General features: G+C 73.6%; 15 protein-coding genes. 11 read left to right on the top strand and 4 right to left on the bottom strand.

The window, feature by feature from the left end; translation table 11 throughout:
• Positions 1-36: 36 nt before the first annotated feature.
• Positions 37-852: a CAP domain-containing protein gene (locus CUT83_RS25785; protein WP_101258228.1), complete on the top strand. Its 816-nt coding sequence runs from the start codon at positions 37-39 to the stop codon at positions 850-852.
• 53 nt (positions 853-905) lie between these two features.
• Here CUT83_RS25785 and CUT83_RS25780 read toward each other — a convergent pair whose 3' ends face one another.
• Complete coding sequence (locus tag CUT83_RS25780) at positions 906-1,613, bottom strand: ribonuclease H family protein (RefSeq protein ID WP_101258227.1); 708 nt, start codon at positions 1,611-1,613, stop codon at positions 906-908.
• Positions 1,614-1,777: 164 nt separating this feature from the next.
• Between CUT83_RS25780 and CUT83_RS31755 the strand changes: the two genes are divergently transcribed.
• Complete coding sequence (locus CUT83_RS31755; protein ID WP_439145011.1) at positions 1,778-2,317, top strand: MBL fold metallo-hydrolase; 540 nt, start codon at positions 1,778-1,780, stop codon at positions 2,315-2,317.
• Here the strand turns inward: CUT83_RS31755 and CUT83_RS25770 are convergent.
• The 3 genes from CUT83_RS25770 to CUT83_RS25760 all read right to left on the bottom strand — a co-directional run bounded on the left by CUT83_RS25770 (position 2,305) and on the right by CUT83_RS25760 (position 5,359).
• Positions 2,305-3,168, bottom strand: a complete 864-nt coding sequence (locus CUT83_RS25770; RefSeq protein WP_101258225.1) for an ABC transporter ATP-binding protein — start codon at positions 3,166-3,168, stop codon at positions 2,305-2,307. The two genes, CUT83_RS31755 and CUT83_RS25770, sit on opposite strands and share 13 nt — an antisense overlap.
• Positions 3,169-3,251: 83 nt before the next feature.
• Positions 3,252-4,352 (bottom strand): FecCD family ABC transporter permease, encoded by a 1,101-nt coding sequence (locus CUT83_RS25765; protein WP_101258224.1) that lies wholly within the window; start codon positions 4,350-4,352, stop codon positions 3,252-3,254.
• The gene (locus CUT83_RS25760) at positions 4,349-5,359 is read right to left on the bottom strand and encodes a FecCD family ABC transporter permease (RefSeq protein ID WP_240958228.1); all 1,011 of its coding nucleotides are present in this window, start codon (positions 5,357-5,359) and stop codon (positions 4,349-4,351) included. Before CUT83_RS25760 ends, CUT83_RS25765 begins: the two co-directional genes overlap by 4 nt.
• Before the next feature lie 198 nt (positions 5,360-5,557).
• Between CUT83_RS25760 and CUT83_RS25755 the strand changes: the two genes are divergently transcribed.
• The 9 genes from CUT83_RS25755 to CUT83_RS25715 all read left to right on the top strand — a co-directional run bounded on the left by CUT83_RS25755 (position 5,558) and on the right by CUT83_RS25715 (position 17,459).
• Positions 5,558-6,595: an ABC transporter substrate-binding protein gene (locus CUT83_RS25755; protein WP_101258222.1), complete on the top strand. Its 1,038-nt coding sequence runs from the start codon at positions 5,558-5,560 to the stop codon at positions 6,593-6,595.
• Between the two features lie 93 nt (positions 6,596-6,688).
• Complete coding sequence (locus CUT83_RS25750) at positions 6,689-7,639, top strand: siderophore-interacting protein (RefSeq protein ID WP_101258221.1); 951 nt, start codon at positions 6,689-6,691, stop codon at positions 7,637-7,639.
• Between the two features lie 202 nt (positions 7,640-7,841).
• Positions 7,842-9,338, top strand: coding sequence for a pyridoxal phosphate-dependent decarboxylase family protein (locus CUT83_RS25745; protein ID WP_240958227.1), 1,497 nt, complete (start codon positions 7,842-7,844; stop codon positions 9,336-9,338).
• Positions 9,339-9,369: 31 nt separating this feature from the next.
• Entirely contained in the window at positions 9,370-10,671 is a 1,302-nt protein-coding gene (locus tag CUT83_RS25740) for a lysine N(6)-hydroxylase/L-ornithine N(5)-oxygenase family protein (protein ID WP_101258219.1), read from the top strand.
• Positions 10,668-11,240, top strand: a complete 573-nt coding sequence (locus CUT83_RS25735) for a GNAT family N-acetyltransferase (protein WP_101258218.1) — start codon at positions 10,668-10,670, stop codon at positions 11,238-11,240. Before CUT83_RS25740 ends, CUT83_RS25735 begins: the two co-directional genes overlap by 4 nt.
• On the top strand, positions 11,237-13,078 hold the full coding sequence (locus CUT83_RS25730) for an IucA/IucC family protein (RefSeq protein ID WP_101258217.1): 1,842 nt from the start codon (positions 11,237-11,239) through the stop codon (positions 13,076-13,078). The genes CUT83_RS25735 and CUT83_RS25730 overlap by 4 nt, the downstream gene beginning before the upstream one ends.
• 6 nt (positions 13,079-13,084) lie before the next feature.
• Positions 13,085-14,638: a DHA2 family efflux MFS transporter permease subunit gene (locus CUT83_RS25725; RefSeq protein WP_420882466.1), complete on the top strand. Its 1,554-nt coding sequence runs from the start codon at positions 13,085-13,087 to the stop codon at positions 14,636-14,638.
• A complete protein-coding gene (locus CUT83_RS25720) occupies positions 14,635-16,824 on the top strand; it encodes a penicillin acylase family protein (RefSeq protein WP_101258216.1) in 2,190 nt (729 codons plus the stop codon). The genes CUT83_RS25725 and CUT83_RS25720 overlap by 4 nt, the downstream gene beginning before the upstream one ends.
• Entirely contained in the window at positions 16,821-17,459 is a 639-nt protein-coding gene (locus CUT83_RS25715) for a GNAT family N-acetyltransferase (RefSeq protein WP_101258215.1), read from the top strand. The genes CUT83_RS25720 and CUT83_RS25715 overlap by 4 nt, the downstream gene beginning before the upstream one ends.
• The last annotated feature ends 9 nt before the right edge of the window (positions 17,460-17,468 follow it).

The raw sequence follows: 17,468 nt of genomic DNA, 5'->3' as shown, positions 1-17,468 counted from the left end.
CCGGGGGGATCCGCGATCCGACGATTGGGGCCACACATGAACAAGCACCGCAGAACGAGGCGCTACCGGAAGATATCCGTCGCGGCCCTCGCCGTGACCGCCCTGGGAGTGCCCACCGTGGCCCTTGCGTGCGTGGACCGGCCGGCGACCGCCGACAACCGCTCCCACTCGTGGCAGAGCCGTTCCCACGATGACCGTGAACGCTCCTGGCAGGACCGTTCCTCCGGCGACCGGGACCGCTCCTGGCGAAGCCGGCGCTCCGAGGACCGGTCGCCCGTCTCCAGGTCGACCTCGCGGCCCGAGGCGGAGAAGACCCGCACGCCCGCCGCTCCCCCGAGCGCCTCCCCGGCCCCCGACTCCTCCGCGCCTTCCACTCCCTCCTCCCCCGCTCCCAGCACCTCCGCGCCTTCCACTCCCTCCTCCCCCGCTCCCAGCACCTCCACGCCTTCCACTCCCTCCGCACCCGCCCCGGCCGACGATGCCGCGGCCCGCGTCGTGGAACTCGTCAACAGCGAGCGGGCCAAGGCCGGATGCGCGCCCCTGAAGGCGAACGAGAAGCTGACCGAGGCCGCCCGGGCCCACAGTCAGGACATGGCCGACCACCGGAACATGTCCCACACCGGCTCCGACGGCTCCGGCCCCGGGGACCGGATCGAGCGGGCCGGCTACGAGTGGCGGACCTACGGCGAGAACGTCGCCTACGGCTACCGGACCCCCGAGAGCGTGATGGACGGCTGGATGTCCAGCCCCGGCCACAAGCGCAACATCCTCAACTGCTCGTTCGAGGAGATCGGTGTCGGCCTGGCCCAGCCCGGCGACTACTGGACGCAGACCTTCGGCACCGCCCGATAGGGCGGGGCGCGCCGGGAGGCCCGCCGGCGTCCGAATCATCCGGCGGACCGGTGTCACGCCCCGCCCGCTCCGGGGACGGCGCAGGCGGGGTGACCCCAGCCGTCGGGGTTCTTCGCGATCGTCTCGCCCTTCGCGTACGGCCGGCCGCAGCGGCACCGGCCCGGGAAGCGGGCCTTGAGCGACCTCCCGGAGGAGCGGCCCGGTGCCCCGGCCTTCCGCGCCGGCTTCGCCCCCGTCGCGCGGGAACGCCCGCCGGCGGGGGCGGTGCCGGGCTCGGGCGGCGGCAGGTCGTCCCCCGCCGCGGAGCCGATCGGCCGCTGGGTGCGGGCGCTGTGGCTCGCGGCGCGGTCGGCGGCGTCGTTGAGCCGGTCCCCGCCCGCCCGGTGGGCCGGGGTGTGGACGAACTCGACGTCCCGTCCGGCCAGTAGTTCGTCGATGCGCATCACCAGGTCCCGGTTGGCCACCGGTGTGCCGGCCGAGGTCTTCCAGCCCTTGCGGCGCCAGCCCGGCAGCCAGGTGGTGACCGCCTTCATCGCGTACTGGGAGTCCATCCGCACCTGTGCCGGTACGGCCGGGTCCAGGGCCTGGAGCAGTCTCTCCAGCGCGGTCAGTTCCGCCACGTTGTTGGTCGCCCGGCCCAGCGGGCCGGCCTCCCACCGCTCCACGTCCCCGTCTGTTCCGGCGATGACCCATGCCCAGGCCGCGGGTCCGGGGTTTCCCTTCGAGGCGCCGTCACACGCGGCGATGATCCGTTCCAGCACCCTGCGATCCTGCCATCCCCTCCCTGGCCGCGGTCACCGGCCCGGCGTCTCTGCCCGTCTCCGCCGTACCCTGCCGGGGAGCCGGAAGGAGAAGCGATGCGCGCACCGGAGACGGTCCGGGTGGAGACGGGCGTCCACCTGGTCACGGCAGCGACACCAACTGGGTGATCGTCCAGGACGGCGACCCCGTGACCCTGGTGGACACCGGGTGTCCCAAAGACCGCGAGCTGCTGCTCGCCTCGCTCCACGCGGTCGGCGCCGATCCGTCCGCGGTGGCGGCCGTACTGGTCACGCACGCCCACAGCGACCACATCTGCTCGGCCGAGTACCTGCGCACGCGGTACGGGATCCCCGTCCTGGCCCACCGGGAGGAAGTGCCCCACGCCCGCCGGGACTTCCTCCAGCAGGTCTCCGTCGGACGGATCGCCGCAGGCGCGTGGCGCCCCGGCGTCCTGCCCTGGGCCGTGCGCGCGCTGCGGTCCGGCGGGAAGAGGGTGGCGGGCGTCCGGGCTGCTGCGGGCGGCCGCCGGTACCGCCCGGCGGGCCTGGCCGCCCCGGCCGGCGAGCTGCGACGGCTGCTGGCCCGGCCGGAACACGAGTGGGAGGCCGCCTCCGGGGGGCACCCCTGGTGTCGGGGCAGCTGGACGAGGAGTCGGGCCGGGATAGGTGACAGGTCGGGAGAGGTGACGGATCAGGAGAGGTGACCGGCCGCCTGCGGCCTGCGGGCGCGGCGCCGCGCCGCGGGCACCACCAGCGGGGTCCCGGTCTCCGGGTCCTCGATGACCCGGCAGGGCAGGCCGAAGACCTCCTCGACCAGTTCGGCGGTCACGATCTGCTCCGGCGGCCCGGAGGCCACCACCCGCCCGTCGCGCATGGCGATCAGATGGGTGGCGTAGCGGGCGGCGTGGTTGAGGTCGTGGAGGACGGCGACCAGGGTGCGGCCCTCCTCCTGGTGGAGGCGGGCGCACAGGTCCAGGATGTCGATCTGGTGGGCGAGGTCGAGGTAGGTGGTCGGCTCGTCCAGCAGCAGCAGGGGGGTCTGCTGGGCCAGCGCCATGGCGATCCACACCCGCTGCCGCTGCCCGCCGGACAGTTCGTCCACCGAGCGGTCGGCGAGGTCGGCGACGCCGGTGGAGGACATCGCCTCCGCGACGACGCGCTCGTCCTCGGCCGACCACTGGCGCAGCAGGCTCTGGTGCGGATAGCGGCCCCGGGAGACCAGTTCGGACACGGAGATGCCCTCGGGTGCGACGGAGGACTGCGGCAGCAGGCCGAGAGTGCGGGCGACCTGCTTGGCGCCCGTCGAGGAGATGTCCCTGCCGTCCAGGAGCACCGCCCCGGCGGCCGGCTTCAGCATCCGTGACAGGGCGCGCAGCAGGGTGGACTTGCCGCAGGCGTTGGGGCCGATGACGACGGTGAAGGAGCGGTCCGGTATCGCGACCGTGAGGTCCTCGGCTATCGTCCGCCGGTCGTAGGCGAGGGTCAGGCCCTCGCCGCTCAGCCTCGTCCCCCCGGCTTCCGGGGTGCCGTGGTCGCGGTGGTTGCCCTGCGTCATCCGTTCTGCTCCGTCCTGAGGGTGTCCGACCGGGGCCTGGAGGTTCCGGGGGCCGGGGAGGTCCCGTACCGCCGCGGGGATGTTCATATCCTTCCCGCCTTCCGCTGGGTGGCCAGCAGCCACACCAGGTAGCAGCCGCCGAGGAGGCCGGTGACGACGCCCACGGGGATCTGCCGTCCGGTGAAGAGGTTCTGGGCGACCCAGTCGGCGACCACCAGCACGGCCGCGCCCATGCAGGCGGCGGGCAGCAGGTTGGGGCCGGGTGCGCGGGTGAGGCGCTTGGCGAGCTGGGGCGCGGTGAGCGCGACGAAGGAGACGGGTCCGGCGCAGGCCGCGGCGAAGGAGACCAGGACGACGGCGGAGCCCAGCGCCGTGGTGCGGGCGCGCTCGACGCTCACACCGAGGGCGTGTGCCGCGTCGTCGCCCATCTCCGTCATCCGCAGGGCCCGTCCGCAGCCCAGGACGGTGACCGGGCCCAGCACCGCCAGGGCGATCAGCAGCGGGGTGAGTTCGGGCCAGCCGCGGCCGTCGAGGCTGCCGGTGATCCACAGGATCGCGCGGGAGGCCTCCATCAGCTTGCCGCGGGTGAGCAGGTAGCCGTTGACGCCGGTGAGCATCGCCAGGACACCGATGCCGGTGAGCACCAGCCGGTAGCCGTGGAGCCCCTGGCGCCAGGCGAGGGCGTAGATGAGCAGTCCGGTCAGAAGCCCTCCGGCGATGGCGCCGCCGGCCAGGGCCGCGCTGCTGCCGCCGGCGAGGACGACGAGCAGTGCGCCGGTGGAGGCGCCCTGGGTGATGCCGAGCATGTCGGGGCTGCCCAGCGGATTGCGCACCACGGACTGGAAGACGGCCCCGGCCAGGCCGAGCGAGGCGCCGGTGAGGAGGGCGGCGAACACCCGGGGCAGCCGCAGCTCGTTGACGATGAAGTCCTGGGCCGGGGTGCCGCCCCCGGTGAGGGTGGTCAGCACCTCGGCGGGGCTCATGGGGTAGTCGCCGCTGCCGATGGTGACGACGCCGGCGGCCAGGGCCACGAGCAGGCAGACGACGGCGGCGGCCAGGGCGCGGGGGCGGAAGCGGAGGCTGAGCGCCGGCCCGGCGCGGAGGGTCCTCGTGCCGGTTCCCTCACCGGTTCCGGCGCCGGTTCCCGTGGCGTTCCTCGTGGCGGTTCCCGTGGCGGTCCTCATGCGGCGGCCACCTTCCGCCGCCGCAGGACGTAGAGGAAGAGGGGGCCGCCGAGGACGGCGGTGACGACGCCCACCTGGAGCTCGCCGGGGCGGCCCAGCAGCCGGCCGAGCACATCGGAGCCGAGCAGCAGCACGGGGGCGAGCACCGCGCAGTACGGCAGCACCCAGCGCAGGTCGGGGCCGGTGATCGCGCGGACCAGATGCGGCACCATCAGTCCGACGAAGACGATGGGGCCGGCGGCGGCGGTGGCCGCACCGCACAGCAGGGTGACGGCGACGACGCAGGCGGCGCGCACCTTCTCCGGCCGGGCGCCCAGGGCGCGGGCCTGGTCGTCGCCGAGCGTGAGGGCGTTGAGCGGCCGGGCGAGGGCGAGGGCGGCCAGGGTGCCGGTGGCGATGAACGGCAGCACCTGCACCACGGCGTCCATCCGGGCCGAGGCCAGCGAGCCGACGGTCCAAAAACGCATCCGCTCCAGTGACGCGGCGTCCAGGATCATCGCGGCGTTGACATAGGAGTACAGGGCGGCGTTGAGCGCCGCACCGGCCAGCGCCAGCCGTGCCGGGGTCGCCCCGCGCCCGCCGCCGACGGCGTAGACGAGGACGGAGACGACCGCCGCGCCGGCCAGGGCGAACCACACGTAGCCGGTGAAGCCGGTCACGCCGAGGAAGGCGATGGAGGTGACCACCGCGGCCGACGCGCCGGCGTTGATGCCCAGCAGTCCGGGATCCGCCAGCGGGTTGCGGGTCAGCGCCTGCATCACCGCGCCGGCCAGGCCGAGGGCGAGGCCGACGAGCAGCCCGAGCAGGGTGCGCGGCAGCCGCATCTCGTGCACCACGCTCCAGGTCGCGGAACCGCTGTCGAAGAGCCCGGACCAGACCTCGCCCGCCGACAGCGGCCGGGCGCCGAAGCCGAGGCTCAGCACCAGCAGGACGAGCAGAAGGGCCACGGCGCCCGCCAGTCCGGCGGAGCGCAGGGCGGTACGGGTTCGCGTCGGCGGCCCCTCCACGGCAGGGGGCGGCGCCGGTTCCGTTGTCTCCCCCGCGGGGCTCGGTTTGATGAGTGACACGTGCGGACTCCGGTGTGCCGGGGGGAGATCGGCGACCGCCCCCTTGGGCTCGAACTTTGGTTAGGTTAACCTAACAGCCGCGGCCGGTGGTCTGAACACCTGTCGCATCCTTGTGCGTTTGCTCAGAGAGGCCCAGTCATGTCCTACGCAAGAACCGCCAACCTCTCCCGCCGGGGCATTCTCACGGCGGGCGGCGCCCTCGGCCTGGGCGCCCTGCTCGCGGCGTGCGGGGACGGCGGTTCGCAGACGTCGGGCAGGACCGCCGGGAAGGACGCCGGCCCCTGGTCGTTCACCGACGACCGCAAGAAGAAGGTCACCGCCGACAGAACTCCCGAGCGCATCGTCGCCTTCACCGGCACCGCCGCCGCCCTGGCCGACTTCGGCCTGAAGGACCGGATCGTCGGCGTCTTCGGCGAGACGGTCCTGGAGGACGGCTCGGCCCACCCGCAGGCCGGCGATCTGGATGTGAAGAAGATCGAGGTCATCGGCAACGCCTGGGGCGAGTTCGACATCGAGAAGTACGCCGCGCTCAACCCCGAACTGCTGGTCACGCACCAGTACGACGCCGCCTCGCTGTGGTACGTGCCGGAGGAGAGCGCGGACAAGATCCTCAAGCTGGCCCCCAGCGTCGCCGTCCAGGTCGCGGACGTCTCCCTGCTCAAGCCGATCCAGCGCTACGCCGCCCTGGCCGAGTCCCTGGGCGCCGACCTGAAGTCCAAGCAGGTCACCGACGGCAAGGCCCGTTTCGAGGCGGCGGCCGAGAAGCTCCGCAAGGCCGCCAAGGCCAGCGGCGGGCTGCGGGTGCTGGCCGCCTCCGGAAGCGCGGACTACTTCTACGTCTCCACCCCCGCGCCCGCGGCCGACCTGAAGTACTTCGCCGAGCTGGGCGTCGAGTTCGTCATCCCCGAGGACGTCAAGGCCAGCGGCGGCTACTTCGAGAGCCTCAGCTGGGAGAACGCCGGGCAGTACGAGGCCGACCTCATCATCCTGGACAACCGCAGCACCGCCCTGCAGCCGAAGGACCTGAAGTCCAAGCCCACCTGGGAGGCGCTGCCGGCGGTGAAGGCCGACCAGGTCGCCGAGTGGGACCCGGTGCCGCGCTTCTCCTACCAGGGCGCCGCCCCGCTGATGGAGAACCTCGCCGACGCCATCTCCAGGGCGAAGAAGCTCGGCTGAGCCGGGGCCGAAAGGCGCCGCGTCGCCTTTCGGCCCCGATCGCGCAACCCCAGACCGCGCAGGACAGCAACCTCCGAGAAGGAGAGCCCGCAGATGACACCGCGCACCGCCACCCCCGCCGCCTCTCCCGTCGCCGCCTCTCCCGTCGCCGCCTCTCCCGCGGCTCACCGGCGGCCGGCTCCCCGTCGCGCTCCCGCCGCCCGGCAGGCCGCCTCGGCGTTCGAGTTCTTCGAGGCCTCGGTCGTACGCACCGCGCGGCTGGGGCCGTCCCTGGTCCGGATCACCTTCGGCGAGGAGCGGATCGGGCGGTTCGCGGGCGGCGGAAGGGACCAGAGTTTCTCGCTCTTCCTGCCGCAGCCCGGCCAGAGCGAGCCCCTCGTCCCGGTGGAGCTGGGCGACGGCTGGTTCGCGGCCTGGCGGGCGATGGACCCGGCGGTGCGCGCGGTCATGCGCTCCTACACCGTGGCCGCGCAGCGCCCGGGTGCGGGCGAGGTGGACGTCGACTTCGTCCTGCACGGCGACACCGGGCCCGCGACCCGCTGGGCGCGGCGTGCCCGGCCGGGTGACCGGGTCCGCCTGCTGGGCCCGGTCACCGCGGAGAACAAGAGCGTCGGATTCCGTCCTCCCGCCGGCACGGACCGGGTGCTGCTCGCCGCCGACGAGACGGCGCTGCCCGCCGTCGCCGGGATCCTGGCCTGGCTGCCGGCCGGCGTCCGGGCGCGGGTGTGGGTGGAGGTGCCCCGGGCCGGGGACGTACGGCCGCTGCCCACCGCGGCCGACGCGGAGGTCACCTGGCTGGTCCGGGAGGACTTCCGGCGGCACGGCGCGGTGGTGGACGCCGTACGCGAGGCCGTGCTGCCCGCGGACGCCTGGAGCGGCGCGTACGCGTGGCTGGCGGGCGAGGCCGCCGCGGTGCGGGCGCTGCGCCGTCATCTGGTGTCCGAACGGGGCTTCGCCCGCGGTCGGGTGGCCTTCTCCGGGTACTGGCGGCTGGGCGCCTCGGAGGAGGATCTGCGCGCCGAGGCGCTCGCCGGCGCCGCCTGACGGGAGGTCAACCCCGCACAGAGCCCCACGTACCACCCGCGGTACGAGGGGCTCTCACATGATCAAAGTAAGTTAGGATAGCCTTACCTAAGTTTCCCGCTCCCCCGATTCGGAGGACCCGCGCGTGAGCCCCCAGGGATCCGCCTCCCCTCTCGCTCCTGCCGACACGGCCGACCCCGCCGGCGGCGACCCCCGCTCCCACCTGCTGAACGACTCCACCGCCGAGTACTACCGGCGGCTGGTCTCCGAAGGCGTGGCACGGGTCGCCCGGACCGTCGCCGGAACCAGCCGCCCGTTCACCGGTGTCACCCCCGGTGAACTGGCCCCGGTGATCGACGGCATCGACCTCGACCGCCCCCTGGGCGATCCGGCCGCCGCCCTCGACGAACTGGAGCGGGTCTACCTCCGCGACGCGGTCTACTTCCACCACCCCCGCTACCTCGCCCACCTCAACTGCCCGGTGGTGCTTCCCGCTCTCCTCGGCGAGGCCGTCCTCTCCGCCGTCAACTCCTCCCTGGACACCTGGGACCAGAGCGCCGGCGGCACTCTGATGGAGCGCCGGCTCATCGACTGGACCGCCGCCCGCATCGGCCTGGGCCGCGCCGCCGACGGCATCTTCACCAGCGGCGGCACCCAGTCCAACCTCCAGGCGCTGCTGCTGGCCCGCGAGGAGGCCCTCCGGGTGCTGCGGAAGAACTCCCCCACCCCGCCGCCGGTCTGCGAGATGCTGCCGAAACTGCGCGTCCTGACCTCCGAGGCCGGCCACTTCTCCGTGCTGAAGGCCGCCAAACTCCTCGGCCTGGAGCCGGGATCGGTCGTCTGCGTCCCCTGCGACGGCGACCGCCGGATGCGCACCGACGCCCTCGCCCGCGAGCTGCGCCGCTGCCGGGAGGAGGGCCTGACGGTGATGGCCGTCTCCGCCACCGCCGGCACCACCGACTTCGGCTCCATCGATCCCCTGCCCGAGATCGCCGAACTGTGCCAGGAGGCCGGGACGTGGTTCCACGTCGACGCCGCCTACGGCTGCGGGCTGCTGGCCTCGCCCACACGCCGCCATCTGCTGAACGGCATCGAGCGGGCCGACTCGGTCACCGTCGACTACCACAAGTCCTTCTTCCAGCCGGTCAGTTCCAGCGCCGTCCTCGTCCGCGACGGCGCCACCCTGCGGCACGCCACGTACCACGCCGACTACCTCAACCCGGCCCGCAGCGCGGAGAAGCGCATCCCCAACCAGGTCGACAAGTCCCTGCAGACCACCCGGCGCTTCGACGCGCTCAAGCTGTGGCTGACCCTGCGCATCATGGGCGCCGACGGCGTCGGCGCCCTCTTCGACCAGGTGGTTGACCTCGCCGCCGAAGCCTGGCGGATCCTGGAGGACGACCCCCGCTTCACCGTCGTCACCAGGCCGACGCTGTCCACCCTGGTCTTCCGCTGCACCCCCGGCGGGGACACCGGCGCAAGCTCCGACGAGACGGCCGTGGACCTGGCCAACCTGCACGCCCGCGAAGCCCTGGCCGCCTCCGGCGAGGCCGTGGTCGCCGGAACGGTGGTCGACGGCCGCCACCACCTGAAGTTCACCCTGCTCAACCCGGAGACGACGACGGACGACATCCGCGCCGTCCTCGACCTGATCGCCGGGCACGCCCAGGAGCACCTGGCTTCCTCCGCCGCCCGCCTCAGCGGCTCACCGGCCGCCTGAACCACCGGATCACCAGACCCACGGAGACGACGTGTCCACCCCTCACGACTTCATAGCCATCGGACTGGGCCCCTTCAACCTGGGGCTGGCCTGCCTGACCGAGCCGGTCGACGACCTCGACGGGCTCTTCCTGGAGAGCCGCCCGGAGTTCGACTGGCACCCCGGCATGCTGCTGGACGGCGTCACCCTGCAGACGCCCTTCATGGCGGATCTGGTGACCATGGCCGACCCCACCTCCCCCTACTCCTTCCTCAACTACCTCAAGCAGTCCGGGCGCCTGTACCAGTTCTACATCCGCGAGAGCTTCTATCCGCTGCGCGCCGAGTACAACGCCTACTGCCGCTGGGCCGCCGGCCGGCTGTCCTGCGTCCGCTTCGGCCGCGAGGTCGTCGCCGTCTCCCACGACGAGACCGAGGGCCTGTACACCGTCACCGCCCGCGACACCTCCACCGGCGAGCTCGGCGAGCACCGGGCCCGCCATCTGGTGCTGGGCACCGGCACCCCGCCCTACCTCCCCGAGTCCTGCGAGGGGCTGGGCGGCGATGTGATCCACAACTCCCGCTACCTGGAGCACAGGAAGGCGCTCCAGGCCAAGAAGAGCATCACGATCGTGGGCAGCGGGCAGAGCGCCGCCGAGATCTACCACGACCTGCTCTCGGAGATCGACACCCACGGCTACCGCCTGAACTGGGTCACCCGCTCCCCGCGGTTCTTCCCGCTGGAGTACACCAAGCTGACCCTGGAGATGACCTCCCCCGACTACATCGACTACTTCCACGCCCTGCCCGAGACCACCCGGCACCGGCTGGAGGGCGAGCAGAAGGGCCTGTTCAAGGGCATCAACGAGGCGTTGATCAACGACATCTTCGACCTGCTGTACGCCAAGAGCGCCGCCGGCCCCGTCCCCACCCGGCTGCTGACCAACACCGCGCTGACCTCCGCCTCCCACGACGAGGCGAGCGGCTCCTACACCCTGGGCCTGCACCAGGTCGAGCAGGACGAGGAGTTCACCCTCACCACCGAGGGCCTGGTCCTGGCCACCGGCTACCGCCACCGCGTCCCCGCCTTCCTGGACGGGATCCGTGACCGCCTCCGCTTCGACTCCTCGGGCCGCTTCGACGTCGCCCGCAACTACAGCGTCGACGTCACCGGACGCGGCGTCTTCCTGCAGAACGGCGCCGTCCACGCCCACAGCGTCACCTCGCCGGACCTGGGCATGGGCCCGTACCGCAACTCCTGGATCATCCGCGACATCCTCGGCCGCGAGGTCTACCCCGTCGAGAAGTCCATCACCTTCCAGGACTTCGGCGCCCCCGAGGGAGGCATCGCGTGAGCGACGTCCTCTTCCACCGCGAGGACCCCCGTCTGGGGGGATTCTCCGTGGTCGCCCTCGACCCCGCCGCCGACGCGCCCCTGCTGCACTCCTGGGTGACCCATCCCAAGGCCGTGTACTGGATGATGCAGGACGCCGACGAGCGGCAGGTCGCCGACGAGTACCGGCGGATCGCCGAACACCCGCACCACGACGCCTTCCTGGGCCTGCACCGCGGCGGCCCGGCCTTCCTCGTCGAGCGCTACGACCCCGCGCACGTGGAGCTGGCCGGGCTGTACGACCACCGGGCGGGCGACGTCGGGATGCACTTCCTCACCGCGCCGTCCGGCACCCCGGTCCACGGGTTCACCCTCGCCGTCATCACCACGGTGATGGCGATGCTCTTCGACGACCCGGCCACCCGCCGCGTGGTCGTCGAGCCCGACGCCCGCAACACCGCCGTGCACGCCCTCAACGCCGCCGTCGGCTTCGAGGTCGCCGGCACGATCGCCAAACCGGAGAAGGAGGCCCTGCTGAGCTTCTGCACCCGCGAGCGCTTCGAGGCCGCCACACGAGGAGCCGCCCTGTGACCGCCCCCTCCCCCCACGCCGTACCGCAGCCCGATCCGCACGGGGCCGTGGCCCATCTGACCCCCGGCAACTGGGACACCGCCGTACGGCTGCTGCTGCGCAAGGCCCTGTCGGAGTTCTCCCACGAGCGCCTGCTGGTCCCCGCCGAACTGGGCGGCGGACGCTACGCCGTCACCGGTGGCGGGGACGGGGACGGGGACGGCGGCGAGGAGACCGAGTACCGTTTCACGGCCCGTCTGATGGCGCTCGACCACTGGCAGATCGACGCCGACAGCATCACCCGCCACCGCGGCGGCGCCGAACTGCCCCTGGACGCCTTCGCGTTCTTCACCGAGTTCCGCGGCGCCCTGGGCCTGAGCGACGAGATCCTGCCCGTCTACCTGGAGGAGATCAGCTCCACCCTGGCGAGCACCGCGTACAAACTGGCCAAGGAGCCGGTCACCGCCGCCGAACTGGCCGGCGCCGGCTTCCAGGCGATCGAGACCGGTATGACCGAGGGGCATCCCTGCTTCGTCGCCAACAACGGCCGCCTCGGCTTCGGGATCCACGAGTACCTGGCCTACGCGCCCGAGACCGCGGCCCCGGTACGGCTGCTGTGGGTGGCCGCCCACCGCGACCACACCACCTTCACCTGCTCGGCCGACACCGACTACCACGCGCTGCTGCGCGCCGAACTCGGCGAGGAGACCCTGGACCGGTTCGGCTCCGTCCTGCGCGGCCAGGGCCTGGACCCGGCGCACTACCTGCTGATCCCCGTCCACCCCTGGCAGTGGTGGAACAAGCTCGCCGTGACCTTCTCCGCCGAGGTCGCCCAGCGCCGGATCGTGCTGCTGGGCGAGGGCGGGGACGAGTACCTGGCCCAGCAGTCCATCCGCACCTTCTTCAACACCTCCGCGCCGGACAAGCACTACGTCAAGACGGCCCTGTCCGTGCTGAACATGGGCTTCATGCGAGGCCTTTCGGCGGCCTACATGGAGGCCACCCCCGCCATCAACGACTGGCTGGCCGACCTGGTCGCCAAGGACCCCGTCCTGCGCGCCACCGGCCTGGAGATCATCCGCGAGCGCGCCGCCGTCGGCTACCGCCACCCCGGCTACGAGGCCGCCACCGACCGCTACTCGCCCTACCGCAAGATGCTCGCGGCCCTGTGGCGCGAGAGCCCCGTCCCCGCCCTGGAGGAGGGGCAGCGCCTGGCCACCATGGCGTCCCTGCTCCACACCGACACCGAGGGGGGCTCGCTGGCCGCCGCGCTGATCGAGCGCTCGGGCCTGACCCCCGAGGCCTGGCTGGGCCGCTACCTGGACGCCTACCTCGCCCCGCTGCTGCACAGCTTCTACGCCTACGACCTGGCGTACATGCCGCACGGCGAGAACGTCATCCTCGTCCTGGAGGACGACGCGGTGGCGCGGGCGGTGTTCAAGGACATCGCCGAGGAGATCGTCGTGATGGACTCCGGCGTGGAGCTGCCCCCCGATGTGGAGCGCATCCGCGCCGAGACACCCGAGGACATGCGGCTGCTGGCGATCCTCACCGACGTCTTCGACTGCTTCCTGCGCCACCTCGGCGCGATCCTCGCCGACCGGGGCGTGCTGACCGAGGACGCCTTCTGGCGCACCGTCGCCGAGGCGGTGATCCGCTACCAGGAGTCCGTGCCGGAGCTGGCCGGGCGGTTCGAGCGGTACGACATCTTCGCCGAGGAGTTCGCGCTGTCCTGCCTCAACCGGCTCCAGCTGCGCGACAACCGGCAGATGGTGGACCTGGCGGACCCCTCCGGCGCGCTCCAGCTCGTCGGTAGCCTGAGGAACCCCATCGCCCCCTACGCCCCGGGGAGGGCCTGACACACCGTGGTGACGACCGACCCGGCCACCGGCGCCGGCCCGGCGCCCGGTCCCGCACCCGATTCGGCGGCGGCCGGACCACCCGGCGGGCACCCCGCCCGCTGGGCGATCCTGGCCGTGGTCTGCCTGGCCGAGCTCGTCGTGGTGCTCGACAACACCGTGCTCAACGTGGCGATCCCGTCGCTGACCGGCGAGCTGGGCGCGTCCACCGCCGACATCCAGTGGATGATCAACGCCTACGCGCTGGTGCAGGCGGGCCTGCTGCTCGCGGCGGGCAACGCCGCCGACCGCTACGGACGCAAGCGGATGCTGCTGGCCGGGCTGGCCCTGTTCGGGGCCGGCTCGCTGGCGGCGGGACTCGCCTCCTCCTCCGCCCAGCTCATCGCGGCCCGCGCGGGCATGGGCGTGGGCGCGGCGCTGCTGCTGACGACCACCCTCGCCGTCGTCATGCAGGTCTTCGACGCGAGCGAGCGGCCCAAGGCCATCGGCCTGTGGGGTGCCGTCAACGCCCTCGGCTTCGCCTCCGGGCCGGTCGTCGGCGGGCTGGTGCTCAGCCACTACTGGTGGGGTGCGATCTTCCTGATCAACATCCCGGTGGTGCTCATCGGCCTGGTCGCCGTCGCGGTCCTGGTACCCGAGAGCCGCGACCCTCGCGGCGGCCGCCTCGACCTGCCGGGCCTGGTGCTCTCCGTCACCGGCATGACCTGTGTGGTCTACGCCGTCATCACCGGGCCGGAGGAGGGCTGGGGCTCTCCCCGGATCCTGGTGCCGGCCGTGCTGGGCGCCGCCGTGCTGGCGGTCTTCCTGCGCTGGGAGCGGCGCACGGAGCATCCGATGCTGGACCCGGCCCTGTTCCGCAGCCGCCGCTTCACCGGGGCCGTGACGGGTGTCGTGCTGATCACCTTCGGCAGCGGCGGCGCCCTGTACCTGCTCACGCAGCAGTTCCAGTTCGTCCGCGGCGACAGCCCGCTCCAGGCGGGGCTGGCCGTCGCGCCCTTCGCGCTGACGGTGGTGCTGGTGAACTTCACCGGCGCCTCCGCGCGGCTGATCGCGCGCTTCGGCCTGCCGGTGATGATCGCCTCGGGCATGGCCGTGATGGCGGCCGGCCTCGCGGTCGTCGCACTCGTCGGCGACGGGGGCTACGGCGGGATCCTGTTCGGCCTGGTGCTGATGGGGGCGGGCTGCGGCTGCGCCAATCCGGCCATCGCCGAGGCCGTCATGAGCTCGATCCCCAAGGAGAAGGCGGGCGCGGGAGCCGGTGTCAACGGCACCCTCACCGAGATGGGCGCCGGTCTGGGCGTCGCCGTCCTGGGGGCGGTCCTGGCCTCCCGGTTCGCCGCCCTGCTGCCGGACTCGGCCGGCGCCGCGCAGTCGCTGCCCGCCGCCCTGGCCCGGGTCTCCCGGGAGGCGGATCTGGCCGCGGTCGCCGAGGCGTTCGCCTCCGGTCTGCGGACCGGGCAGCTGGCCGGCGCCGCGGCGGTCCTCGCGGGCGGCTGCGCGGCCGGCCTGCTGCTGGGCCGCGCCGGGCGGTCCGCCGCCGGGAAGGGGGATCGAGCATGACCGTGAGGGTCTACCGGGACGCCTGGGGCGTACCGCATCTGCGCGCGGACGGCGCGGACGAGCTGGCGTACGCCCAGGGACGCAACGCGGCGGCCGACCGCGCCTGGCAGATCGAGGTCGAGCGGCACCGCGCGCAGGGCACCACCGCGTCGTTCCTCGGTGCGGAGGCCGTCTCCTGGGACCGGTTCGCGCGGCGGGTGCGGCTGGAGGACACCGCCCGGCGGTGCATGGACACCCTGGAGCGCGAGGATCCCGGCACCGCCGCCTGGATCCGCTTCTATGTCGACGGGGTCAACGACGGGCTGGCGGAAGGGGCCGCCCGGGCCCCGGAGTTCGCCGCCACTGGCCTGGCCCCCGGCCGCTGGCGGCCGTGGACGCCGCTGGGCGTCTGGCTGTCGGCGCACATCCTGTTCGCGGGCTTCCCGGCCAAGCTCTGGCGCGACGCCGTCGCCCGCCGTCTGGGGCCCGAGTGGGTGGGGGTGTTCGCCACCGACGGGCCCGGCACCTCCGGCAGCAACAGCTGGCTCGTCCCGCCGGAACACAGCACCACGGGCGCGGCGATCGTCGCGGGCGACCCCCACCGGTTCATCGAGGCCCCGGGGGTCTACCAGCAGATCCGGCTGGCCTGCCCGGAGTTCGACGTCGTCGGCCTCGCCGTCCCCGGTGTCCCCGGCATCGCCCACTTCGGCCATGCCGGCCCGGTGGCCTGGGCCATCACCAACGCCATGGCCGACTACCAGGACCTCTACCGCGAGCGGCTGCGGCGCACCGGGCCGGGCGGGGAGCGGGTGGAGGCGCTGGGCCCGGACGGGTGGCGGCCCGCCGAGCGCCGGGTGGAGACGATCGAGGTGGCCGGCGGCGAGCCGGTGACGGTCGAGGTGATCGAGACCGAGCGCGGCCCCGTCATCGCCGACGGCGACGAGGCGGCGCACTGGGCGGACCCGGACTCCCCGGTGCGGGACTCCCCGGCCGGGGACGTCTTCGGCGCGCTCTCCCTGCGCCACCCCCCGCGGGTGAGCGCGGACCTCGGCTTCCGGGTGCTTCCCGCCCTGCTGCGGGCCCGCTCCGTCGCCGACGTCGACCGCGCCCTGGACGGCTGGGTGGAGCCCGTCAACGTCGTCCTGGCCGCCGACACCGCGGGCGGGACGCTGCACCGGGTGGCGGGCGCCGTCCCCGTGCGCCACCCGGACAACCGGATACGGGTCGTGCCCGCCTGGGAGCCCCGGTACGCCTGGCGGGCCTGGCACGGGCCGATGCCGCGCGAACGTGTCGAGGGCGTGGCGGTCATGGCCAACCAGCGCGGGATCGCCGAACCCCTCGGTGCGGAGTTCGCACCGCCGCACCGGGCCGAACGCATCCGGGAGCTGCTGGCGGAGCGGGCCGTGTGGTCCGCGAAGGACATGGCGGCCGTCCACCGCGACACCCTGCTGGCCTCGGCCGCGCCCCTGCTGGACCTGCTGGCGCGCACCGACCCCGGGGAACTGGGGCCGGACGCCCGGCGGTTGCGGGAACGGCTGCTGGACTGGGACCGCCGTATGGACGCCGACAGCGCCGGCGCCGCCTCCTTCGCCGCCGTCCGCACCGCGACGGTCAGGCTGCTGGCGAGGCATCCGCTGCTGCGGCCGCTGGCGGACCCGCCGCCCGCACCGGAGGTCTTCCGGCCCTGGCTCGCGCTCGTGCCCCGCGTCGGATACGCCCTGGAGCATCTGCTGGCCACGGACCTCCTGCCACTCGCGGACCGGGCCGCGGCCGTACGGGCCGCCGTCGAGGAGGTGGCGGCCGGCGAGGCCGCCGTCCAGGGCCCGCCGGCGCGGTGGGGCGACACCCACCGGCTCGCGCCCTGGCAGGCGCTGCCGGCCGATCCCGGCGAGCCCTGGCCCTCCCTCGCCGGCGACCACGACTGCGTGCTGGCCACCTCCAGCGTGCCCGGGGTCACCGACCTCAGCGCCCGCGCCTCCGCCGCCCGCTACGTGTGGGACCTCGCCCGCCGTGAGGACAGCGCCTGGGTGGTGCCGCTCGGTGCCTCGGGCGTGCCCGGGGACCCGCACCACCGCGACCAGCTTTCGCCGTGGGCGCGCTGCGAGCTGGTCCCGGTCGTCACCGACTGGGAGAAGCTCGCCGAGGAGCCCGCCGCACCGCCGGTACCATCCGTACCGTCCGCAGCCTCCGACCGAGGAGAGAAGTGACCGACCCGGCCGCGCCCTCCGGCGCCTCCGCCCCCTCCGCGCCCTCGGCCCCCCGGCGTCGCCAAGCCGTGCACGAGGCCCGCGTCGAGGGCTTCGGCACGGTCCGCGTCGTCCCCGTGGACCCCGCCCGCGACATCGATCTGCTGTATGACTGGGTGACCCGGGAGCGGGCCCGCTTCTGGGGGATGCTGGACCACACCCGCGAGCAGGTCCTGGAGATCTACGAGTACCTGGACTCCCTGTCCACGCACCACGCCTACCTGATCCACCTCGACGACCGGCCGGTCGCCCTCTTCCAGACCTACGAGCCGGACGCCGACCCGGTCGGCGAGTACTACGAGGTGCGGCCGGGGGACTACGGCCTCCATCTGATGGTCGGCCCGGCGGACGGCGGGGCGCGGCCGGGCTTCACCGGCACCCTGCTGACCGTCTTCCTGGCCCACCTGCTGGCCGAGGACCCCGGCCGCAGGCGGATCGTCGCCGAGCCCGACGCCCGCAACGAGAAGGCGGTCTCCCGGCTGCTGCGTACCGGTTTCGTCCTCGGCCCCGAGATCGAACTGCCGCACAAGCGGGCCCGGTTGGTCTTCCTCGACCGGGACGCCTTCCTCTCCCGCACCGCCTCCCGGCCCTCCTGAGGGACCGGG

Source organism: Streptomyces barkulensis (genome assembly GCF_002843305.1).
Lineage (GTDB): Bacteria > Actinomycetota > Actinomycetes > Streptomycetales > Streptomycetaceae > Streptomyces > Streptomyces barkulensis.
This window is presented reverse-complemented; position numbering and strand designations above follow the sequence as displayed.